Source organism: Butyricimonas muris, assembly GCF_046365375.1.
Taxonomy (GTDB): domain Bacteria; phylum Bacteroidota; class Bacteroidia; order Bacteroidales; family Marinifilaceae; genus Butyricimonas; species Butyricimonas muris.
This window is the reverse complement of sequence record NZ_JBKEIT010000001.1, coordinates 588413-613346: the sequence shown is the minus strand read 5'-3', so window position 1 is coordinate 613346 and position 24934 is coordinate 588413. Positions and strand designations below refer to the sequence as shown.

The 24934-nt window shown below is 42.9% G+C and carries 17 protein-coding genes; 3 read left to right on the top strand and 14 right to left on the bottom strand.

Annotated features, from left to right (window positions below):
• Positions 1 to 6 precede the first annotated feature (6 nt).
• The 4 genes from ACK8P8_RS02600 to ACK8P8_RS02585 form a co-directional block, all read right to left on the bottom strand.
• Positions 7 to 3312, bottom strand: a complete 3306-nt coding sequence (locus ACK8P8_RS02600) for a TonB-dependent receptor (protein WP_186975584.1) — start codon at positions 3310 to 3312, stop codon at positions 7 to 9.
• A 172-nt stretch (positions 3313 to 3484) separates the two neighbouring features.
• The gene (locus ACK8P8_RS02595; protein WP_186975585.1) at positions 3485 to 4642 is read right to left on the bottom strand and encodes a FecR domain-containing protein; all 1158 of its coding nucleotides are present in this window, start codon (positions 4640 to 4642) and stop codon (positions 3485 to 3487) included.
• 168 nt (positions 4643 to 4810) lie between these two features.
• Entirely contained in the window at positions 4811 to 5371 is a 561-nt protein-coding gene (locus ACK8P8_RS02590) for an RNA polymerase sigma-70 factor (protein ID WP_186975586.1), read from the bottom strand.
• A gap of 103 nt (positions 5372 to 5474) precedes the next feature.
• A complete protein-coding gene (locus ACK8P8_RS02585; RefSeq protein ID WP_186975587.1) occupies positions 5475 to 6362 on the bottom strand; it encodes a GNAT family N-acetyltransferase in 888 nt (295 codons plus the stop codon).
• 318 nt (positions 6363 to 6680) lie between these two features.
• Here ACK8P8_RS02585 and queC point away from each other — a divergent pair, with 318 nt between their 5' ends.
• The 3 genes from queC (at position 6681) to ACK8P8_RS02570 (ending at position 8785) form a co-directional block, all read left to right on the top strand.
• Complete coding sequence (gene queC, locus ACK8P8_RS02580; protein ID WP_186975588.1) at positions 6681 to 7358, top strand: 7-cyano-7-deazaguanine synthase QueC; 678 nt, start codon at positions 6681 to 6683, stop codon at positions 7356 to 7358.
• 72 nt (positions 7359 to 7430) lie between these two features.
• Complete coding sequence (locus tag ACK8P8_RS02575; RefSeq protein WP_186975589.1) at positions 7431 to 7970, top strand: 6-pyruvoyl trahydropterin synthase family protein; 540 nt, start codon at positions 7431 to 7433, stop codon at positions 7968 to 7970.
• Positions 7946 to 8785, top strand: a complete 840-nt coding sequence (locus ACK8P8_RS02570) for a 7-carboxy-7-deazaguanine synthase QueE (protein ID WP_410025519.1) — start codon at positions 7946 to 7948, stop codon at positions 8783 to 8785. Before ACK8P8_RS02575 ends, ACK8P8_RS02570 begins: the two co-directional genes overlap by 25 nt.
• A gap of 301 nt (positions 8786 to 9086) precedes the next feature.
• Here ACK8P8_RS02570 and ACK8P8_RS02565 read toward each other — a convergent pair whose 3' ends face one another.
• The 10 genes from ACK8P8_RS02565 to ACK8P8_RS02520 form a co-directional block, all read right to left on the bottom strand.
• Positions 9087 to 9590, bottom strand: a complete 504-nt coding sequence (locus ACK8P8_RS02565) for a glycine cleavage system protein H (RefSeq protein ID WP_186975590.1) — start codon at positions 9588 to 9590, stop codon at positions 9087 to 9089.
• Between the two features lie 101 nt (positions 9591 to 9691).
• Positions 9692 to 11104: a hypothetical protein gene (locus ACK8P8_RS02560; RefSeq protein WP_186975591.1), complete on the bottom strand. Its 1413-nt coding sequence runs from the start codon at positions 11102 to 11104 to the stop codon at positions 9692 to 9694.
• A 30-nt stretch (positions 11105 to 11134) separates the two neighbouring features.
• Positions 11135 to 11923: a DUF4843 domain-containing protein gene (locus ACK8P8_RS02555; RefSeq protein ID WP_186975592.1), complete on the bottom strand. Its 789-nt coding sequence runs from the start codon at positions 11921 to 11923 to the stop codon at positions 11135 to 11137.
• Positions 11924 to 11935: 12 nt separating this feature from the next.
• The gene (locus ACK8P8_RS02550) at positions 11936 to 13354 is read right to left on the bottom strand and encodes a RagB/SusD family nutrient uptake outer membrane protein (RefSeq protein WP_186975593.1); all 1419 of its coding nucleotides are present in this window, start codon (positions 13352 to 13354) and stop codon (positions 11936 to 11938) included.
• 11 nt (positions 13355 to 13365) lie between these two features.
• Complete coding sequence (locus tag ACK8P8_RS02545) at positions 13366 to 16368, bottom strand: SusC/RagA family TonB-linked outer membrane protein (RefSeq protein ID WP_255469469.1); 3003 nt, start codon at positions 16366 to 16368, stop codon at positions 13366 to 13368.
• 483 nt (positions 16369 to 16851) lie between these two features.
• The gene (locus tag ACK8P8_RS02540; protein WP_186975595.1) at positions 16852 to 17391 is read right to left on the bottom strand and encodes a sigma-70 family RNA polymerase sigma factor; all 540 of its coding nucleotides are present in this window, start codon (positions 17389 to 17391) and stop codon (positions 16852 to 16854) included.
• Positions 17392 to 17718: 327 nt separating this feature from the next.
• Positions 17719 to 19143 carry a hypothetical protein gene (locus ACK8P8_RS02535; protein ID WP_186975596.1) on the bottom strand — a complete coding sequence of 475 codons (1425 nt, stop codon included), beginning with the start codon at positions 19141 to 19143 and terminating at the stop codon, positions 17719 to 17721.
• Positions 19144 to 19167: 24 nt separating this feature from the next.
• Positions 19168 to 19950, bottom strand: coding sequence for a DUF4843 domain-containing protein (locus tag ACK8P8_RS02530; protein ID WP_099292623.1), 783 nt, complete (start codon positions 19948 to 19950; stop codon positions 19168 to 19170).
• An 18-nt stretch (positions 19951 to 19968) separates the two neighbouring features.
• Positions 19969 to 21423 (bottom strand): RagB/SusD family nutrient uptake outer membrane protein, encoded by a 1455-nt coding sequence (locus ACK8P8_RS02525; RefSeq protein ID WP_099292624.1) that lies wholly within the window; start codon positions 21421 to 21423, stop codon positions 19969 to 19971.
• 22 nt (positions 21424 to 21445) lie between these two features.
• Positions 21446 to 24775: a SusC/RagA family TonB-linked outer membrane protein gene (locus tag ACK8P8_RS02520; protein ID WP_255469470.1), complete on the bottom strand. Its 3330-nt coding sequence runs from the start codon at positions 24773 to 24775 to the stop codon at positions 21446 to 21448.
• Positions 24776 to 24934: the final 159 nt, after the last annotated feature.

Below are 24934 nucleotides of genomic sequence, written 5' to 3'. Positions count from 1 at the left end.
CAATTTTTAGAAATTAAGTTTAACACCAAAAGAGAATGTACGTGAAGACGGATAATTCCAATTCTCGTAGTTCGCACCATAATTCGAACTTGCCGAACCTATTGTACTGGGGTCTTGTCCCGGGTATTTCGTGATCACGAAAAGATTACTTGCCGTGAAATAAAGCTCTCCGGAATTCAAATACTTACCTCTCCATAACTTCGGAATATCGTAAGATAAACGAAGTTCTTGCAAACGAAGATTGGAAGTGCTAAACAACGATAAAGACGTATTGGGTGCAACAGCATCACCTATATACATGGCTGGCAATTTTGCATTCCGGTTCTCATCGCTCCAACGATTATGCAAATTGTAATCAACCAACCCGGTCAATTGATTCGGCAAATTCTGTAACGTCTTATTATACAACTTCTCTCCTCCTATTTGGAAACCGAAATGCATGTATAAACTCAATCGCTTGTAAGTCAGAGTCGAAGTTATACCCCCAATCAAATCTGCCTCCGGAGAACCTATAATCATACGATCTTTATTATCAATATAACCGTTTCCATCCACATCCCGAAGTAACAAATGCCCCGGACGTAAACCGGATCCATTATAGTAAGCCGTGCTACCTTTAGCCTCTGTAGCTTTCGCGTTCAACTTATCTATAGTAGCTTGATTCTGGATAATCCCATCATATTGATAACCGAAGAATGACCCCATCGCATGTCCTTCTGCCAATACTTGGTTTCCGGAACCTTGTACGGTTATACCCATTCCATTATCACTTCCTCCCTGCTCAACCAATTCTAATACCCTATTCCGATTATGAGAGGCATTCAAACCTAATTCCAAACTCCAATCTTTTTTCCCTCGCAATAAATTAGCACGAAGAGATATCTCGATACCCTGATTCCGCACGGAACCCACGTTTGTCGGTATCGGATCCACGGCCAAACTTGAAGGCGGAGTGTAAGTCCAAATCAAATCATCCGTATTCTTGCGATAATATGCGATACTACCGCTCACAAGAGAGCGCAAGATAGAGAAATCAATACCCAAATCATATTGCATCGTGGTTTCCCATTTAATATTATGATTTCCCAACTGGCTATGATATATAGAAGGATTATTCAAATAATCTCCGGTAGAATACAAATCTTTATTCGCGTAACTTCCCCGGTCAAAATTCTGGACGCCCGTTTTACCGACACTAAATTTAATTTTCAAATCATCCAAGAACTTCAGTCCCCTCATAAAACTCTCGTCACTGATACGCCACGCAATAGCTCCCGACGGGAAGAACCCGTAACGATTATTCGTTCCGAAGGAAGAAGAACCGTCATAACGTGCAGTAAACGTGAACAAATACTTATCCAGCAAACGATAATTGATACGGGCAAAAGAAGACTGTAATCCATACACGGTACCACCTCCGCTTTTACTTACAATCTCACTGGCATTCGTGATACCCGTCAAAATCTCATCCATCGGGTAATTTTTAGCTCTCACCCCGAAACTACGTGTTTTAGTACGTTCAAATGAAATACCGACCACGGCATCCAAAGCATGAGCATCATTAATACGCCCGTTCCAAGATAATGTGTTATCAAATACCGTGGTAAACGAACGACTCGTCGATTCCGAACCGGCACCTTTCTCATCCGCAGTCAAATAGGTCGGCGTGTAACTTTCCGAATAAGACATATTCTGGTTTATAGACAAGGAAGTCTTCAATTTCAAGCCCCTCCATATACTTAATTCCAAGAAAGAAGCGGATAAGATACTATAATTATCCTTATAACTTTTGGCATTATTCGATGCTACCGGGTTATAAGAAGTTCCTTCTTTATAATAAGACCCGTCCTCGTTATATATCGGAAAATCGGGACGGAATCCGACAGCCGTGTACAACGAAGTACCCGGGGAACTCACATCCGTGTATCCTAACGTGGTAGACGTTCCGAATTTCAAGAAATCGGTAATATCGTAATCCAGATTGATACGTCCCGTGTAACGGGTAAAATCATCGTGCTCGACCATCCCTTGATAATCCAATACCCCTAAAGAAATATAGTAATTTGAACGTTCTCCCCCGCCTCGAACGGATAAATTCAAATCATGGCGATGAGAAGGACGTTTCAATTCTTTGTACCAATCTGTGTTTCCATCTTTCAATACTGTACTTCCCTCGGCAAGTATACTCTTTGCAGTCGTGTTGGAAGCATCCACTTTTAACGTTTGTTCGGCAATATAGCGCACGAATTCACGAAATTCATCCCCGTTTAACGTGGAAAAATTATTGATCCTCGAATCTACACTAAAAGCATAACTCACATTCAAATCCGGCTTACCGCTTTTACCTCGTTTGGTTGTCACGATAACCACTCCGTTAGCCCCCCGTGAACCGTAAATAGCAGCGGCAGAAGCATCTTTCAACACATCCATCGATTGAATATCCTGCGGAGAAATAGCACTCATCACGTCGGAAGTTACGGGTATACCATCTACCACGTACAACGGTTCATTCTCCCCCGTCAAAGAAGCCTCTCCGCGTACCCTAACCCGAATTTTTTCATTCGGATTAGAAGATGCCAAGGAAACAACTACTCCGGCTGCCGCATTCTGCAACATCGTTTCAACATTCGTCGCATTTTTCTTACTCAATTGTTCCTCGTTCAAAGAAGCCACTTGTCCTGTCAAATCCTTAGAAGCCGTAACTCCATACCCGACAACAACCACTTCGTTCATGCCGACAGCCTCTTCTTCCATCACAATCTTTAAAGGCGCAGGATTAGACATCCCGTTCACTTTCACGATTTGCTTCTTCATACCCACGAAAGAGAACTCTAGTTCCACGTTCTGCGCTTGGGGAACCGTCAATTTAAACTTTCCGTCCATGTCGGTAGCGACTCCCAAGCTCGTTCCCTTTACAACTACTGTCGCCCCGATAACCGGAAGAGAATCCCTGCCGTCTACGACCACCCCCTCGATCGTGATCTCCTTCTTTTCCTGTTGAGCGGGTTCTGGAACGGCCTCGTGTATCACGATAATATCTCCCTCGAATTTGTAAGTCAAACCGGTATCAGCCAATATCCTGTTCAACACACTCTCCACCGTTTCCTGTCTGGCTTTCACCGTGAAATGCCCTAAATTCCGGGTCAACTCCACGTTATACACGAAAGACAAATTAGTCTGTTTTTGTATCTCTCCGCACACCGTCCGGATCGACACATCCTTCAAATTCAAATCCACCCTCTCCTGTTGTGCATTCGTGTTCGCGACGAGGGTAAACGAAAACACGCACATCAATAATACTGTCAATCTCATAATCAATCCAGTTTTTTGTCCTCCATCTCGTGAAAAAAAGGACATAATTGATTTTTTTTTCATAACTTTGAGCATTATAAATTTTACTTTATTGATAAGAGATGCTCCAACATCGACTTATCAGGGTTATTAAACACGTACCGGCAAGTGCTCCAACACCTGCCGGTGTTTTTTATTTAGAAATACTAATTGTTCTGTCCTGTACCGAGAACGTGACTCCAATCGCGCTCTCGATAGCTTTCAAAATATTATCTATCTTCTCGTACCGTTTCACGTGACCTGTAAAATGCAATTTCTTCAATTGCTCATTCGCGTAAATAACATCAACATCGTACCACAAGGAAAGCGTATTCATGATCTGCTCCATACTCAGGTTCTCGAACACGAAGAAACCGTTTTTCCACGCGATATAAGGCTCTATATCTACCGTCCTCACGTCAATAGATGCATCTGTCCGACGAAACTCGCCCAACTGCGAAGGCTTCATCCGGTATTCCTGCCCACCATTCTCCGCCTTCAACCCGATCGCACCCTCCACGAGAACCGTTCGCACGCGCTCCTTGTCATGCGTATTCACGTTAAACGAAGTACCGTATACCCGAATCCGGACTCCGTCCGCGATCACGTAGAAAGGACATTCCGAATCCTTCGCCACTTCAAAAAACGCCTCCCCCGACAAATACACCTCTCTCTTCTCCGAATCAAACGTTACAGGGAATTTCAATTGGGTCGCGGAATTCAACTGTACAATCGAACCGTCCGACAATGTAATTTTATACTCACCTCCCCGGGGAGTCCGAAGTGTGTTATATTGCAAATTCCCCATCCCTTTTCCCCTGCCGGAATACACGATACCGTTACCGGAATTTGTCACGTTCACTCCATCACCGACCGTAATATCACGTGCCGTATCATGTTGTAACGATACTGATTTCCCGTCAGCCAGAATCAACATGGCCTTTGCTTCTCCCGGTAATATATCTGCCACGGTCACAACCTCGGGAGTTTCCTGCCGATTCGTTCTCAACATAACAAAGATCACGCCTAGCGGAAGAAGTAATATAGCGGCATACTTCAGGCACAAGCGAAATATTCTTCTCTTTATACCTACCCGTTTCTCGAAACGCCCGTACGCGGCTTTATGATCCACCTTCTTATGCATTTTATACCTGTATACAATATCTTTTCCGGCACGAACTTTATCAAACATTCGCTTGTTTTCAGGTGCGGCATCCAACCACTCCTGTAACTCCCGCGTCTCCTCGTCCGTTATCACCCCGGACAAATAAAGATGCATCAGTTCAACCATTCTAAATTTACAATCATCCATTCCTTTTATTCTTTTCTACACTTAAAACAACAAGGCACTTAAAAAGAGGTACAAAAAAAATGATTTTTTTTACAGGAACGCCTTTAACAAATAACAAAAAACACCTTATTTGCCTAATTATCAAATCACAATATTAGCAAAAACCTTGGAAAATTAATACCGAAAAATTCAAATCATCCCCAAAGAAAGTAACAAAAAATACGCGGTCCCCAAACATTCCCGAATAAACTGCATCGCCCGCTTTTTCTGGGTTTTCACGGTCAATACGGATAATTTCAAAAGAAGCGCGATCTCCTCGTTCCCTTTACCCTCCAAGTGCAACAAAAATATATTCCTGCATTTCTCCGGCAACTCGTCTATCGTGTCGAACAACAAGCGGTACAACTCCTCTTCCATAATCTTCAAGTCCGCATCATCCTCGTCCACTTCCCCGCCCAAAGAAGCCAGATACTTTTCCTCCACGCTTTTATGCTTCAAGTGATTCAAGCTCCCGTTTCGCACCGAATTATAAAGAAAACTCCGAAAAGCATTATAGGTTGGATATCGCGTGTCTTTTTCCCACACGGAAACAAATACCTCCTGCACGATATCTTCCGCCACATCTTGTTGTCCCACGTAATTCATAGAAAACTCTACCAGTGTACTATAAAATACACGGAACAATTCCTTGAAAGCCTCCGCCTCCTTGGTATTTATCTGTTGCAAGAATCGTTCTCTTCTATTCTGCATGTATATAACATTTACGAGTTATAACCATACACCCGTTATGCCCATTCCTATAATGTCCTTCACAAAATTATACCTTTTTATTAACAATGCAAATAAAAAAGAACTACTTCCCGATTTTCAATCGCATAAATACTAAATCCCACGGATCGTATCGTTTTCTGTGTATCCTTCTTGAACGAAGATATAGATGCCGGTAATAATCTTTTACAGTTTTCTCTCGCCTAAAACCCAAACATTTAAAATAAGGAACTTGCTCCCCGCTCACTGCTATTCTTAACCAATGAAAACGTTTACAATAACGTTCTAATAAAAAAGTTATTACCCAAACATCAAAACATTTCTTTCGATACTCCTCCAATATAGCAAAATTCATTATCCGGCACTCTTGATTCACGACAACAACCCCTATAGGCACCCCATCAAGTTCAAGTCCAAACATCTCGCAATCCTGCAAATAATACCACCTCTTTTCCAACGAATAATTCCCGCACCTCAAAAACTCATCATATTGGTCCCTACTCGGGTCAATTTCCACCATCTTTAGCGCAGGATTCTCCATTCGCATATATAAAACCGGGCAAGGCTCGTCTTCTTCACCCGCTTCCATTCTCCTTTCAACCACAAACCCTCTTCTCTTATACATTTCCAACGCACGTGTATTTTGCTCAAGAACACACAATGTGTCCGCCCGAAATTCATTCAAAGCGATATCCAACAATTCTCTTCCATACCCCATGCTAAAATAATCCGGATGTACATACAACATATCAATATACCTACCAATTAAAGACACGAACCCAACGATATTCCCATTCTCCTTATCTATGCAAAAATAATGACAAGGACATGATAATGAATTTCTAACCATCGACAAATGACGTTCGATATCTTCTTCTGTATAAAAATCATGTGTCGCACGAACAGATGCCTCAAAAATCTCAAGCATTCGTTCAAACATTTCTTCTTCCGTCATTTCATTGAATTTTTTCATAACCTTCCGTATTAAATTACTACCAACGAGCCGCCTCTTGCCTAAAATGCATTATTACAAATTTACAAAATATTTACTAAATAGAAGAAGAAACAAACCTCTTTCCTAACAAAACATATTTTTCCAAATTTTATTCGCTATCTCTAAATAATTTATTAGCCTTACCTAAATAAAAAAAACTTATCACCCAAACCCAACCTTTATCGGGGGAACGGATGGAATTTCTTTTGAAGAATTTCACTCTTCCGACCCGTCCGAATTGTTCAATGTCTGAAATATATTTACCTTTGTCGTGTAAATTGACAAGAGAAGAAAATCATGAAGAAAGCGCTTGTTTTATTATCCGGGGGACTGGATTCGTCGACGGCCTTGTATGTCGCAAAAGAGCAGGGATTTGATGAATTGTATGCCATTACTTTCGAGTACGGGCAAAAACATGACAAGGAGATTGAAGCCTCCAAAGCCATGGCGAAAGCGGCAGGGGTAAAAGAACATAAATTCGTGCAATTGATGCTGAACCAGTGGGACGGTTGTTCCCTCACGGACGAGAAAATGGATATCGGCGACGGGAATATCAACCGTACAACCATTCCCGATACCTACGTCCCGGCACGTAACATGGTATTTCTTTCCGTGGCGGCATCTTACGCTGATGCCTTGGATATTGCCGATATCTTTATCGGCGTCAGTGAGGTGGACTACTCCGGGTACGTGGATTGTCGGGAAGAATTCATCCGTTCCATGGAACAGACCATCAATCTGGGAACTGTTCTCGGGGCAGAGAAAAAACAAAAAATCACCCTCCACGCGCCTTTCATGCACATGACCAAAGCCGACGAAGTTCGCTGGGGCACCCGTCTTGGAGTAGACTACGGTCTTACATGGACTTGCTACCGGGGCGGTGAAAAACCATGCGGCAAATGCGACAGTTGCCTCCTCCGTGCCAAAGCATTCGAGGAAGCAGGGATAAAAGACCCGCTTACAATTGAAAATTGAAAATGAAAAATTGAAAATAAGAGGAGGTGCCCGAAGGGCGGAGGAGTTCAATCTAAAATCTAAAATCATTACATGCTTATCAGAAAGTTATTCAAATTCGAGGGAGCGCACATTGTTCGGAACTGTTCATCACATCGGTGTCGGGAGAATATTCACGGGCATTCGTATATCGTGGAAGTATTTATCACGTCCGATAAGTTGGACAGAGGCTATATGGTAATGGACTTCGTGCTGCTCGACAAGGTAAAAGAACTCGTGGACAGTTTCGACCATACCTATTCACTGTGGCGGGAAGAATCCGAAGAACTGAAATCATTCGTGTACAAATACAACCGCCGGGTAGCGGAAATTCCCGTTTCGCCGTCAGCCGAAGGGTACGCTTTGCTTTTATTCTATTTGATAGACAAGATTCTCCAGAACACGGCACACGAGAATGGCGAGGGCAACGTGCAACTCTCTTCCGTTCGGGTACATGAAACGGCAACCGGATACGCCGAAGCATTCCGCGAGGACATGAAATTAGTCGATTTTGACATTCACGACATACGCTTCTCCGAGGCTATTCGGGAAGAGTGGAAAAATGATGCATGGTGGAAACAATTAGTAAAATGAATCTGCATCTTGCCAAAGACGGTATATTCCCCGTCACGAGAGATAAAGAAGGTGAATTATTGAAAGAATTGCCTGCTTCGGGATTACTTGTACCCGGAACCATTCAAGGCGAGGGGAAATTAAACGGCATACCCTCTCTTTTCGTACGCTTGGCAGGTTGCAATCTTCATTGCACGTGGCGCACGCCCGCAGGTGGCACGTGTGAATGTGACACGGCTTACGCGGCGTATCGTGTCGAGAACGGATTCACTTTAGCGATAGAAGAAGCCGTACGCGTCATTGGTCATAACCGGGGAAACATCGACCATATCGTCATCACGGGCGGCGAACCGTTCCTGCAAGCGGAAGCAGTCAGAGAGTTATGCCGTCAACTAAAGTCCATGACTCCATTCCATATTACCGTGGAAACGAACGCCACGATTTTTGACGAAGCCTGTGCCCGTGAACTCGATTTCTTTAGCATGTCGCCCAAATTATCCGGCTCTGTCCCTCCTCCCCCTCACGCCGAACGACATAACACGATACGCCTAAACCCGGAAGCGATACAATCTTTTATCACGCACGCCCGAAAACACGGGAAAGACTTCCAACTTAAATTCGTTTACTCCAACGAGTCCGACATCACGGAAATCAAACAATTGCTTGCCCGGCTAAAAGACTGGAAAAAAGAAGACATACTGCTTATGCCCATGGGTGCCACTCCCGAAGAACTAAAACTAACCATCCCAAAAACATTGGAACATTGCATCCGGAATGGCTGGCGCTACTGCGACCGATTACATATCTCTCTTTTCGGGAACAAACAAGGAGTTTGAAAATAACCATTTCCTATGGAGAACCCACTGTAATCCTACCCAAATAATACCGTAATCATACCCCTCCTTCGTTCTTCCTCCGTTTATCCTGTGGAGATCCTATTATCTCCATTATAGAATCACGGGACTTAAAACAGAACAGCACCGCCCCTATGTACTTATTACCCTAGGTCTTCGATAGGATTACATAGGGTTCTCTATAGGAACACGTCCTGTATCATAAATACCCAAATACAAGACACCCTTGAAAAAGACTATTTTAAATGCTTTTTCAAGGGTGTGATAGTAGACATTAATCATCCTATTGAATAGCCTTAGCGTATTCTTGATCATCCATCAAAGTTCCCAACTGATCTCTTTTTAATTCACATTTATAAACCCATACTTGATTAGGTGCCATTTGCGAAGGATTTTCAATATGCGGGTTTATACCTATCACTTTACCATCACAAGGTGCTCGAAGTTCGTGATTTCCAGCAATACCCTCTATTTCAGCCAATAAATCCCCTTTTACAAAAGTTTCATCCACCATTTTTACAGGAGAAATAAAAGTAACACTATTTCCCATTGCCTCTACAAGAAAATATGACATTCCTACTTGAATATGCCCACTTCCATTCTTTAACCAATGATGATCTTTCGTGTAACAATTTCCACCTTTGGAAAGTTGGTTATAATAAGGCTGATCCACTGCTTGCACCGGAAGCGAAGGAACATCTCTTCTATTGGTATCGATCTCGTTGCTTCCGGTAGAAACAAAAATAGTCAGAATCAATATCTGAACAAGCAATAACATTCTTTTCATGCACCTATTTTTTAATTAATATTAATATACCGCATTTACACGTGCGTAGCAAAGTTAAGAATTGTATTTAATATCCAATGTCTATCACTCGAATATTTTTTCTACACTCGTTTTTTATATATCACACGCAACGGTTTATCTGCTATGTTGGGATAAGTTTTAACCAAATTATAATCTTTAGCGTCATAAATGTAAAGACTCCCTTTTAAAGCATGGACTGAGTTTTCCTCGTACAAACCCACGTACAACAAATTTTCATCAGCACTCATCGACAAAGCAGTTATTTCCATTCCATCCGGCAGGGTAACAATAGGTTCGGTCGGCAATTCCTTTGTCACATTCCAACAATACACGGCATTATCATAAGTATAAAATATACAATTCAAAGCACTGCATCCCACGCAAATAGATTCCCGATCTATCTTAATCGCTTCGAGAGACGGATAGAACTTTACAGTACTTAAGGAACTGAATGTAGCATTTGTCAATGCCAAAAAAACCTGCGTCGGCATTGTTTTCATGGTATTCACCATGTACAAGTTAGAGCCGACAAAACAAACAGCATGAATATCAAAAGCAAGAAATCTCTCTCCGGATTCATTAAGCCCACCACTTCGAGGAGAATACAAAACAGACTTCTCGTAATTGACAAACACGGGCTTCTCTCCCATACAAAAAGCATCCGCTACCACGTCTTCAAAATAACGGGTTAGTATCAGTTCATCCACCACATAATCATACACGTAAGCACTCTCGTCATCCGAATATATATACATATTATTTTGTGCCGATATCCCTGCAAAACCGCGAAAAGAACAAGTCGGATAAGTTCCCCGGAAAGAAGTCATGCCATTCACATCAAAAGTACGAACATCCATATTATAAATCCGTGCCGTGTTATCGGAAGAAACCAACAATCTTTCATTCGCTTGTACCATGTCGGTTACATCCTCCATTTCTATTCCGGGATTGATGGTTTCCATGATATCCGTTCGGAAGAACGGTTCCACCCCGGCGTCGATTTCCTCTTTCGTGAGCGTTTTCATAAAAGATAACCGTCCTTTTCCCGCCTCATCACGACTTAAAACAGTTATTCCCTCCGAAAACTCCGTATCAATATGTAAAACGAAATATTTAAAGCGAATAGACTCCCCGTTCTCGACTTTCAAACTCAACCCGAATGTTCCCAATTCCCGAAAGGTATAACGAAGTTGCGGATCGTGCGAGATAACACGCAAAGAATCCCGAATCGGGTATTCCGCTATTTCATTCCCGTTCATTTTCAAATTACCATATCCCCACTCGTAAGACAAGGGCAACTCTTCGCCGGATTGTTCCACGTTCAAATGATCGAGAATAAACTCTTCACCAAAGTAAGCAACCAATGTATCATGTTCCGCGGTTATTGTGATTTCCGACAATTCCTTATCCCCAACGGAAGTATGATCATCCAGACAACCATATATCCCAAACTGTAACAAAAGCCAGATACCTATACAAATTCTCGTTTTCATAAACACTTTTCCTCCTTGTAAATTCATTACCTAACGAATAAAACGATCGGGATTAACCATGGTAAAACCGTCATACATGTTTTCCGGCTCACTGTAAAACTCGTAAGCAGGTTTAAACACGTACTTGATCCACACGATATTATTCGGTCGTTGAAAAAATCCAGCAGGTGCTTTCTCCAAGTATCTCCCGTATTCTTTCACGGTTTCGGCATAAAACACGGGTTTCAACTCTTCCAATTCCCAGTAATATTCCAGTATTTTTCGGTAAAGTTTATAATTATCATTGGCATACACACCGAAATATTCACTTATCCACCATCCCGGAGCAACCAAAACCCCATCCACCACAGACAACCGATAACATTCATTCTCCATCGGCACAAAATTCTCATCCTCCCGCAATCTCATATAAATCATCACGGGATGTTTCTGTATATCTTCCGTCCGTTTCAAACGTAGCGACAATATTCCCTCTACCTCTCCTTCGGGAAACGCAATCTTCCCCATATCATAATGCTTTCCCGCCTCCGCCGTGGTAGAGTCGGCAACAACTTCCACCTCACACTCGACCTCCTCCTCTACCGGCATCCCGATGAATTTCACCGGAATATCATAACGGTATTCCGATTCTTCCAATGCCGCAAAACTAAATTCTATCGTATCCGGAACGACACCTGAAGCATATCTATTAACATCCTTGTAAAAATAGATACTTCTTTTCTGTTCCGGATTATAGATTATGGTCTTATCACTACAAGCCCATCCACAAACCAGCATTGACAATATCAACCAGATTACACGTTTATCTTTCATCATCATTGACTTTTGAAATTATTCGTCACGGTATTCAAATTCATCGGCAGGTATCGGCAAGGTATATATTTTATCACTTCCCGCAATGACCGAATTTCTTTCATGTACGAAAATATCCTTGTTCTCCCGTTTCAAGCAATACCACCATATCCCCTCCCCGTAAAATTCCTTACGCCATTCGTCCATAATATCATCTATCGTTATATCTCGAACAAAATCACGGTCGGCAAACTTTACCAGTCCCCGGGCTGCCACCACGGAATCCAGATAAACCCTTGCTTCTTCGGCTTCCCCTTCCGCCAACAAAGCCTCCGCCATAATATAATACATCTCCGGAATCCGAATCATGCTGAATCCCAAATATCCGCCACCCGTGTATGGAGAAGCATCATTGTTTTCATCCATAATCTTGACACAAACTTCTTTAACACCTCCTTCAAATTCTTTTGTCACAAACCATTTTTTAAGACGCGGATCATCCTCTTCATAAATACTTGCCCAATTTGACGGAAGTTTTAGCACGTTACTTTTCATTTGTTTATCATACAGGTAAGCACTGATATTCGTCGTGTAAAGTCCCCAAATTGTTTCCGACAAAGAAACCCGTCTTGTCATAAAAGTTCCCAGCGTACTTTTAATGGCAAAAGTGAATTTACCGGATTGAATCACTTTATCGGCATATTTCTTCGCATTCTCCAAATCCCCCTTCATCCAATATACCCGTGCCAGCATGGCTTGAGCCGCATAATAATTAAAATGCAATTCTCTGGCTCCCGTAAAACCGGACTCACTTCCTTTCCGTACAGTAGGCATCAAAGATTTATCTTCAACTAAACAAACCTCAGCTTCTTTCAAATCAGCAATAATTTTATCATATACTTCTTCAACAGAAGAGAAAGGAGTAACTTTAAAAGTATATTTCGTTACATAAGGAATTGCTCCTTTCTTTGCATTTTCATCTGTTGAATTTAAATGCACTGCAAACAAGCGTAATATATCAAAATGAATTGCTGCCCTCAATCCCAAGGCTTCTCCATGATATAATTTGTAATACGGAAAATCCTTTTCACTCTTACGTTCCAAATTTTCTATAATATTATTCAAATAACTAATTACCGAATAACTCGTTTGCCAAACACTTTTTATTGTATAAAGAAGAGGTTTCTTTTCATAATTCAAACATGACATATCATAATAAGATAAATCTCCTGTCGTGAAATTTTGCGCCAAAATCTCCGGTATCAACACCGACATCTTCCCACCATACATATCCTCCTTTACCATTGACATATACACGCCATACAAAGCATCCTCCACTCCCTCCGGGGTACTAAACATATCATCGTTCACCACCTCCGAATCAGGATTTATATTCAGGAAGTTCTCACAACCGAAGAACGGGAACGACATACACAACAGTAACCATATTTTTCTCATACTTTCTTCATTTAAAAGGTTGTTCTCAACGTAAAATTAAACCCTCGCTGAAACGGGTATTCCGTTCCTCGTTCTTGTTTCACGGATGAAATCCGGGCAATGTCCGACATGCCGAATCCCACGTTCATCCTTCTGATACCGACTTTCTTCAACCACTCCGCTTGCCACTCGTAATTCAGCATCACACTCGTGATTGCCAACAAATTATCCCGTTCCACGAAGCGTTCGGAATATCGTTTAACAACCGTTTCGTTTTCGGGAATCCCCAGAAAACGCACTAGATCACCCGGTCTTTTCCATCTCTCCGTAAAAGCCCGTCTATCCACGTTACCCAAAGGATCAATATTCTCCACTTTATTCGCTAACGTCGTGTTATACAGGTCACCGCCAAAACGATAAGCTGCCGACACATTCACCGAAAATCCCTTATACCCGAAACCGGTAAACAAACTCCCTTCCAACGTGGGATTCGTGTTCCCCACCTCTACCCGCTCTTCCGAATCATAAGTAAACGTGTATTTTCCGTTCTTCTTGATATACACCTCCTGCCCGGAAGCAGGATCAATCCCTGCCGAACGCATGGCATATATCCCGAATTGCGAACCACCCTCCACGAACATGGGTTGCGGTTTCACCCCGTAATAAGCAGCCAGATTCTGAGCCCGGAGCGCATCCGAAATCCGTGTCAATTTATCTATCACGCGTGAACCGTTCACAGTCACGAGCCACGACATATCTCTCGTTTTCAATATCTCGGCAGAAATTGAGAACTCGTAACCGGAATTTCGCAATTTACCCATGTTCACGTGTACCTCGGATACTCCCACGGACGAGGGTAAAGAAAGAGGCATAAGTACATCCTTCGTCCTCTCGATATAGTAACTCGCCGCCACGTTTATTCTTTCATTCCATAAAGCAGTCGTCAATCCCCAATTATACTTGTTCGTGATCTGCCACTTCATATCGGGATTTCCCATTGTAATCGGCACGGCACCAAGCCCACCGTAATGAAGCAAATCATTCCCGTACAAGTAAGTCGTCATGGCTTGGTACGGGGAGAACGTCACGTTAGCCGTGGAACCCACGCTAAAGCGCAAACGTAACACGTTCAACCAATCGAAATCCATAAAATCCTCCTCGTGTATATTCCACCCGATACCCGCCGACCACACCGGCGCGAAACGATGATTGCTCCCGAACTTCGAGGAACCCGACGTTTTGTATGAACCGTTCACGAAATAACGTCCCAACAAATCGAAACTGCCGTTCACGAAGAATCCGACTTCCGCCGATTCCTGCTCACCACCTGTCGGCTTGGTGTTCACGTACTGCGCGGCAAACTTCAAATCGGTCATTTTATCTTTCAGAAAGCCCTCCGCTTTCAACTGCGAAGCGGACGATTTATATTTCCCGATATCTGTTCCTGCACTCAAAGAAACCACAGTCGTTCCCGCCTCGTTTAATACCAAACGATAGTTCAGCGCCATCTTGGCACTCCAATCCGTACTCTCGCCATGGGTTTCCGTGTAAGTTCCTTTCTTGTTGGCAAGCACCTCGGAATCGAAGCGGGAATCCTCCGGTGAAACATACACTTTATTCCGGCTATCCCGTTGACTCACGCTCAAATCACCAGAAACGAACAAAGACTTGAACACATCCCAACGCACAGATAAATAATTCGTTATATTCTTGCCCCGGTTCTTCGAGAAACTGGATAGCGAAGCGTTGTACAACGGGTTCTGTTGAACGTTTCCCTTCTCGCCGAGCGGGTAAAAATCGTAGTTCCGGATATATTTACCGGACTCGTCATACACCGGATTGTAAGGATTCATCAAAGTATATTGCGCGAAACTCCCGTAAGGACTATTCTTACTATCGGTCATCGTGTAAGCGAAACGATAGGTAATCAATAACTTCTTACGCAGGCGATATCCCAACGAGAAGTTGACACCGTAATTCTTTCGGGAATCACCTTTCATCACGCCATACATATCGGTAAAGCGACCGGCAACCTTGTACTCTATATTCCCGCCCCGTCCGGTAAGGGATGCCGAATGCCCGTGAGTAAAAGCTGTACGCAACGGTTTGGAAGCCCAATCCGTATCGACACCCCGACGCACGTTTTCAAGTTTATAAGCATAAGACGGGTAAAGGCTCCCGTCCGCCTTGTCATAAAGTCCTGCCAAACGCTCCAACTCGAGTTTCTGTTCCGCGTTGCAAAGACGCAAGGAATTTAAATCGGGAAAACTAAAGATAGGGGTAAAATTATAGCTGAGCCTCGGTCGATTTCCTTTCACCCGTGTACGCTCGATCAGAATCACCCCGTTAGCAGCTTTCTCGCCGTATAGCACGGCGGCAGAAGCATCTTTCAAAATATCCACCCGTTCCACGTCATAAATATCCAAATCATACAACTCTTCAATCGTTATCTTTACCCCGTCCAGAATAATCAAAGGCGTGTTCACTCCCGACTGATCATTCAACACTAACGAACTAGCACCCCGAATCAGTATCTCGGGAACGGCATTCGGGTTAGACCCTTGTTCATTATTCTCGATAACCCGCAATCCCGGAACCAACGTTGCCAGCGCTTGAATGATATTGTTCGGGGAAACCCGTAACAAGTCTTCACCTCTCAACGTGGTGATCTCTCCGGTAAAAGCATTCTTCGGCAAGGTGTAATACGCCGTAACAATCACATCGTCCAATTCTTTCGTATCTTTAGACAACACCACTTCAAGCACGCGGGTTTTCGGTACCCGCATCTCCAGAGTCTTCATCCCGACATACTTGAATTCGAGTATGACATCATCTTTATCCGGCACGTCCAGTTTAAACTTTCCATCCTTGTCCGTGACACATCCCCATGAGGTTCCTTTCACCACAACCGTGACTCCCGGTAACGACTCGCCCTCCTCTCCTTTCACCTCTCCGGTAACTACAACTTTCCCCGAACGTGTATCACCGAATCCCGGAAAACGGAACAGACACACGCAACAAATGATCAGAAGCATCGAACAAAAAATTCTAGACATTTTATTTAAACCCTATAATAAAGTTTCCTTTCGTTTACTATTTTATAAATTCTTGTATCTAATATACACTTCTACCATAACTAAAAACTTCCGATAAACCGCTAAGGTATATCCAATACCTTAAAAATCAACCCAAATACATCTAAATATATAGTAAAACAATATGCATCACCATGTGTCAACATTCAAAACACATGCAAATGTACCACAAAAATATACCATCATTTCCCGTAATTTACATTTTAACACGTGTATTTTACAACATAGCGAACAAAAGTAATAGAATAATTAAGAACCGTCAATTCCCCTGACAAATTATTTCATTGACTTACTGCATCAGGAAAAGACGGCAAAAGAAATTGCAATTTCACCAACAAAAAGAAGGCAAAAAATTATTTATTGAGGAAAACTAAGGGTAGGGAAACTTTTTTCGTAATTTGCTACCCGGACATAGCAAAAAGACTAGAAAAAACAGCGCAAACACCATTGATAGGGGCCCATATTCTTACGAAGTTGCTTTAAAGCTTCCCCCTTTTTATTTTTAATCGTCTGCTCGGAAAGATTCAATTCTTCGGATATCTCTTTCGTGGAATACCCTTCCAGACTCATGGCCATAATATCACGATAATCACCGGATAATCTGGCTATCTCCGCCCAAATAATCCGTTTCACTTCATTTTCAATAATCTCATTTTCAATATCACAAACAGAAGCTTGCTGTAATAATGCTTTGTTTTTTATATCCAAATGCCGCAACTCGTTCAAACAAGCGTTTCGGACACAAGTATACAAAAACCCGATAATCGCCTGAAAAGAAGTAAACTGCCCGCGTTTCTCCCAAGTTTTTATAAAACTCTCGTGCACGACATCCACACACATATCCTCTTCACGCAAGAAACGACTCGCGTAAACCCCCAACGTGGCAAAATATTGATCATACAATATCTCCAAGGCTTTCTCGTCACCTTTCACAAAACCATCATACAACGCTTTTTGTTTCATCAACATACAAATTTACTTATGTATTAATAAACGTTCGATTATTGATATCCAAATATAGTAAAAATCCAAATCTTTTTCAAATAACTAAAGAGATATTTAATAGTTTACAATCAATATTTTAACACTGTATATTGTTTTAGTCGTGTTAGTTTTTTTGCACTCTCTTTTAACGAAGGTTTAATGATTCGCTCACACGGCTTCTTTTCAACATGTACTCCTTGTCATTAGAAAATATTCCAACCCCTCCTCAACAAACAGAGAAAGAGCCGGAATACTTAAATCAGATTACAGGAATCTTAAATCTAAAATCATTAAATCCAAAATCTCCTACACTCTCTCTTTATAAATCACAGTCACGGGTTCATCCCCTATATTCTTGTGCATTTCCACCAAGCGACTATTTTCCGTGTCATAAATATAAAGACTGCCTTTCAAGGTTTCAGTACTATTTTTCTCGTACACACCGACATAAAGATAACCGTGGTCAGGATCCAAAGAAAGAGTCTTTATTTCCATTCCATCCGGCACCGTTATAACAGGTTGCGTGGGTAACTCCTCGTAAGGTTTATATCTATAAATCGCATTCTTATACGTGTAATATACACAAGTATGGGGTTTTACTCCTACCAATATGGAATTACGATCCATACATATCTCTCCCATAGCCGTGTATTCTTTCATATTGGCAGCCGTTGGTTTACCAAAACTACTTGAAGTTGTACGACCGATATATACCTTGGAAGGATCATCTTTCCGTGTGGCAAATATATACAAGTTCGTACCGATAAAGCAAGTCTGTATAATATCCAAATCCGCAAAATTACTTCCACTCGTTACAATATACTTTGATGTACTAGCTATGTAATACGTCGAATTCTCATAATTCACGAACACAGGTTTATTATAGGGAATCCCCGCATCAACATCCAAATCCGCAAAAGCATCCAACACGAGTAATTCATCCAGCATCGTTTCATAAACATAAGCCCTTCCGTCGGAAGAATACACGTGCATATTATCCTGACTCGAAATTCCAATAAATTGCTGAAGAGCGGCATTCGGGAATCTTGCGGCAAAGGAACTTGCCATCTCGATACCGAAAGTTCTGGAATCCATATTATATATTCTCGCATCACTACCGGAACTAATCATCAAGCGTCCGTCATGCTGTATCATGTCGGTCACGTTCTTTAATTCCATATCCGGGTTACAAACCTCCATAATATCATCTTGGAAATAAGGCTCCTTCCCCGCGCTAATCTCCTCTCTTGTCAAGGTTTTCATGAACGAAAGCCGACCTTTTCCCTCGCTATTCTTACTAAGCATCGTGATCCCCTCGGCATATTCCGTGTCAATCTGTAACACGAAATACTTAAATTCGGTTGTTTCACCGTTATCCACTTTCAACCTTAAACCGAACGTACCCAATTTCCGGAAAGCATAATTCAATTCCAACTCTGTCGACACAACATGAAGCGTGTCTTTGATCGGATAAGGCTTTAAAGCTCCACTCGACATATTCAACTCCCCGTATGCCCATTCGTAAGTCAACGGCAACTCCTCTCCCGACTGTTCCACCTTCACGTGATTTACCACTAACTCTTCCCCGAAATAAGTGGTAAGCGTGTCGTAAGCCGCCGAAATAGAAACCTTCGATACATTATTCCTCCCCAAAGTTGAGTCGTCATCATAACAGGAATACATTCCTGCCATGATACAGAATAACAGAACTATATAAGATTTTGTTTTCATAACATATTCTTTTTAATTTCTTTACTACCGAATAAACCTATCCGGATTTACCATAGCAAACCCCTCGTAAGTATTCGCCGGATCACTATAAAAATCATAAGCCGGTTTGAACACGTAATTGATCCAGATTATATTACCCGCCCTTTGGTAAAATCCGGCTGGAGCATCCTCCAAGTAAAGCCCGTATTCCTTCACCGCATCTGCATAGAAAACCGGTTTCAACTCCTCCAACTGCCAGAAATATTCCAGCATCTTCCGGTACAACCTGTCGTTATTCTGCGCGTAAACACCTAAATAATTGGCAGCCCACCACTGGGGAGCAGGCAATGCCCCGTCCACAACAGCCAATCGATAAAAATTCTTGGCTATCGGTTGGAAGTTTTCGTTTTCCTTAAACCGCAAGTAAATATACACAGGACTATCCATGATATCATCCGTACGTTCCAACACGAGCGACAATTCCCCATCCACTTCATTCTTGGGGATAACCAACTTGCCAAATTTAAAGTGCTTATCCAACACGGCCGTCGAAGAGTCCGCCACCATTTCCACCTCGTACTCCTGTTCCTCGTTCATCGGCATCCCGATCACCTTTACCGGAATCTTGTACTCGATTTCCGACTCGTTGTACAAGGCAAAACTGAAAAACACTGTATCATTAGCCGTCTTCTCGACTGCATGCAATCTATCCCACGTGAAATAAATCGACCTTTTCTGGTTTGCGTCATAATAAACAGCATCGTTACTGCAAGCCCATATTCCCGAGAAAAGGACTATTCCGATATATATCAAATATTTATTTTTCATAACGACTCACTTTAATAGTTATTCATTAGGGCGATAATCTTCTTCCTCTGTCGGTAACGGCAAAGCATAAATTTTATCGCTACCGGGAATCACGGCCGAAGAAGTCGCCAATCTTACCGAACTGTTCAATCGTTTCAAGCAGAACCACCATTGTCCTTCCCCGAACAACTCTTTTCTTCTTTCCGCCATGATATCATCCAACGTGATCTCAACAGCAGGTGTACGATTCTCGAACTTCACCATTCCGCGGGCGCTGAGCACCGTATCCAAATACCACGTTGCACCCGTTACATCCCCCTCGTCCAACAAAGCCTCTGCCATAATATAATACATTTCGGGGATTCTCACCATACTGGTTCCCAAGTAAGGCCCACCGCCATAACTCGTGGTTGTAGAAGTCGTATCGGATACCCGTCCCATCATTTTCACGCATATATCCCTACTAACCCCACTCTTCTCGTAAGTTTCGAACCAAGCCGAATAGCGGTAATCGCTCCCCGGCGCGGGACCCGCATCTTTATAAATATCCGCGAAACCGTCACACAACTCTCCCAATCCTTGCCGATTGATATGTTGCGTGTACCAGTCGGAATATATTTCAGCATTATACAATCCCCAAATCGTTTCGTCCAAAGAAATTGTTTTCTGCATGAAGCTACTCAAGTTCGTCTTATTGGCAAAACGGAATTTATTGGAACGAATCACCTTATCGGCATACGTTTTGGCTTTTGCCAAATCACCTTTCATCCAGTACACCCGAGCCAACATAGCCTGTGCCGCGTAAAGATTAAAATGCAATACCCGTGCCCCGGTAAAACCTTTCTCGCTCCCGACCCTATTGGCAGGCATATACGTTTCGTCATCCGCCAACAAAGTTTCCGCCTTCTCCAAATCGGCAATAATCTTCCCGTAAACATCCGCCACGGAAGAATAAGGCGTTACTTTGAAATCATATTCCGTTACATACGGGATAGCTTTCGCTTTCGCCGACTCGTTCGAGGAATTGATATGCACGGCAAAGAACCGCAACAAATCGAAATGAATAGCAGCCCTCAATCCCAAAGCCTCGCCCATGTATAAATCATAATAACGGAAATCCTTCTCGCTCTTTCCTTCCAGATTCTCGATAATATTATTCAAGTAGCTAATCGTCAAGTATCCCGTTTTCCAAATACTCTTGTACATTCCCCGAGTTTCACTCCGGTCATACTCCAAACGCCCCAGATAAGGCAGATACGAATAGGTGGAAACGAAATTCTGTCCCAATATCTCCGGTATCATATTCGACATCAACCGACCGTACATATCCTTGGTTACCATCGTCATGTACACACCGTAGAGAGCATCTTCAACCCCGTCTGCCGAGTTGAACATATCGCCATTAATCACTTCCGAATCCGGATTCACATCCAGAAAACTGTCACAACAGCAGAAGGAAAACGATATACACAGTAGAATTATTATCTTTTTCATACTCTTTTCTATTTACAGTTTGCTAAAAAGTCGGTCTAAACGTGATATTAAAACTCCTCTCGAAAGGATAGGAAGTTCCTCTTTCCAACTTCATGGAAGAGAAACGCGCGATATCGCTCATCCCGAAACCCACGTTCAAACGCTTGACACCGATCCGCTTCAACCATTCCGGTTTAAACTCGTAAGTAAGAGAAATACTCTTGATCTCGAATAAATTATCACGTTCCACGAAACGTGCCGAATAACGTTGAGCATCACTTTTGCTTTCCGGAATTCCCAAAAAACGTTTCAAATCACCCGGTTCCTTCCACCTGTCGGTAAAAGCCCGGCGATCCACATTCTCCCAAGGGTTAATATTTTCCACCTTATCGGCAAGCGTACTATTATAGGCATCTCCCCCGAACTTGTACCCCGTCGTGATATTCAACGTGAACCCCTTGTAAGTAAGGCTGGTAAATATACTTCCCTCGAGAATAGGATTCGTGTTGCCCACTTCTACCCGTTCATCCGTATCATAATCCAAAGTATATTCCCCGTTTTTGGTGATAAAAACTTCTTTTCCGGAAGCCGGATCAATACCTGCCGACCGCATGGCATAGATAGCGAATTGTGAACCTCCCTCTTCAAATCTCAGAGAAGGACGTGCCCCCAAAGACTGGGTTACCTCGTAAGCCTTCAATGCCGTGGACACGTTTGTCAATTTATCCATCGTGTGCGAACCGTTCACGGTAACCATCCAATACAAATCCTTTTGTCTTATGATTTGTCCCGATATTGAAAACTCGTATCCAGAATTTTCCAGCTTACCCATATTTACCTGCACCGAAGACACACCCACCGACCACGGTAAAGAGATCGGCATCAAAGCATCCTTCGTCTTGTTCTTGTAGTAACTGGCATCAATATTCACACGCTCGTTCAACAACGTCGCACTCAAACCCCAATTATATTTCGTCGTGAGCTGCCAATTCAAATTCGGGTTTCCCATCGTGATAGGCACGGCACCGATTCCCGCGTAATGTATCAAATCGGTCTTATACTCGTAAGTCGTCATCGCTTGATAGGGCGAGAAGGTCACGTTAGCCGTGGAACCCACGCTGAAACGTAAACGTAGCATATTCAACCAACTGACATTACTCATGAAATTCTCTTTATCCACGTTCCAACCGATACCCGCCGTCCATACCGGGGCAAAACGATGTTCGCTTCCGAACTTTGATGAGCCGGCAGACTTATAAGAACCGTTCAAAAAATAACGTCCCAACAACTCGAAACTACCATTCACGAAAAAACCTACCTCCGTGGATTTCTTATCACCTCCCGAGGGACGAGTACTGGCATACTGCGATGCAAATTTAATATCCGTCATCCCGTCTTTCAGAAATCCTTCCGCTTTCGTCGTGATTGATGAAGAATTGTTAATACCGATATCAGCACCCGCGTTCAAAGATAACACCGTGTTACCGTCTTTATTCAAGGGCAAACGATAATTCAACACGAACTTGCCCGCCCAACTGGTTCCCTCGTTATTCGTGAAAGAATAGGTTCCCCGCTTGTTCAAGGTAGCCCCCTCGAATGAAGAATCATCCGGCGACACGTACACTTTGCTCCACGACTCCGTCATCTTCACATTCATATCTCCCGTGATAAAGAAAGACTTGAAAATATCCCAACGCATACTCAAATAATTCGTGAACGACTTACTTCTCCCCTTGTTAAAACTGGATAGAGTTGCGTTATACAACGGATTGCCTTGATTCTTAGAATCTGAAGAACTACCGGACAACGGATCAAAATAATAAAGTTTGATATATTCCCCGTCCTCATCATATACCGGGTTATACGGGTTCAATTTCGTGTACGTGGAGAAATCCCCGTAAGGACTCGCTTTACTATCCGTCATCGAAAAAGCGAAACGATACGTGAAAGTCAACTTATCGCTCAAATGATAAGCGAAAGTGAAATTCAACCCGTATCTTCTACGGTTATCCCCTTTCATCACACCGTAAGAATCTCCGAAACTCCCGTTCGCCTTGTACTCGATCCCGTTGCCCCTACCGGACAGATTCACCGAATGATTGTGCGAGAAAGCCCAGCGCAAAGGTTTGGAAGGCCAATCCGTGTCTACCCCCCGCCGCACGTTATCCAATTTATAATAATAAGCCGGATCAAGACTACCATCCACGTTATCGTACAACCCGGCAAGGCGTTCCAATTCCAACTTCTGTGTTGCATTAGTCAATCGCAAGGAAGTTAAATCGGGATAACTGAAATTGGGTGTAAAATTATAACTGAACCGGGGCTTCGTTCCTTTTACCCGTGAACGCTCTACCAGAATCACACCGTTGGATGCCTTCTCCCCGTACAATACCGCGGCAGAAGCATCCTTCAACACGTCTATTCTCTCTATATCATGAATATCCAAGTCATACAACTCTTCTATCGAGATTTCCACCCCATCGAGCATTATCAAAGGGGTATTCACGTCCGCTTGATTCTCCGTCATGATAGAATTGGCACCCCGAATCAAGATCTCGGGGATAGCATTCGGGTTTGAGCCTTGCTCGTTATTCTCCATGATTCTCAACCCCGGAGTCAAGGCAGCCAAAGCCTGTATCACGTTGGTTGAAGACACTTTCAACAAATCCTCCCCCTTCACGGTCGTGATTTCACCGGTATACGCGTTCTTCGACTGCGTGTAATACCCCGTGACTACCACGTCTTCCAACACCTTCGTGTCCTCTTTCATCACCACGTTCAACTCTTGTGATTTCGTGATCGTGAAAGTCTGGCTCGACATACCGATAAAATTGAAAATCAACACCATTTCTTTCTGAACGGGGATTTCCAACTTGTACTTTCCATCCACATCGGTAGCCACCCCCAAAGTCGTACCTTTCAACAGTACCGTGGCTCCGGCGAGCGGGGTTCCTTCCTCGTCTTTTACCTCTCCCGTGATCGTGATCTTTTCCACGGTTTTGGTTTCCTGACGCTTTTTGATCACCACCACGTCATTGACAAATGAATAGGTGTATGGTGTATCTTTCAAACAATAATCAAGAACTTCCCGGATAGTGGCATTTTTAAATTCTCTTGTGATCAAAGGGATTCCCTTAATTTCCTCGTGGTTGTAAACAAAATCCAACGAGGTTTCCTTCTTCAACGTATTCAGCACCTGCAACATCGTGGCTTTCTCGAATTTCAGATTCAGAGGTGTCTTCTCGTCGTATTTCCGGGACAACGAATCACAGAAACCGGAAAAACTGAATAGAAGAATGCAACAAAGCGACAGGCAAACCTTAAACATTCGCCGCAGCTTGTCACCGGATTTCAAAGACAGATTCATTTTCATATTCAACATATTTAGGTTGTTAATTGGTCCATAAGGTCCGTAAAGTCCATAAGGTCGAAAGTTCATGGACCCCCGCGGGGCGCTTTGTTCACGGCAGCTTTGCTGCCGATTAATCTGGTCCGAAGGACACCCGTGACCTTATAGACCTTATGGACCTTA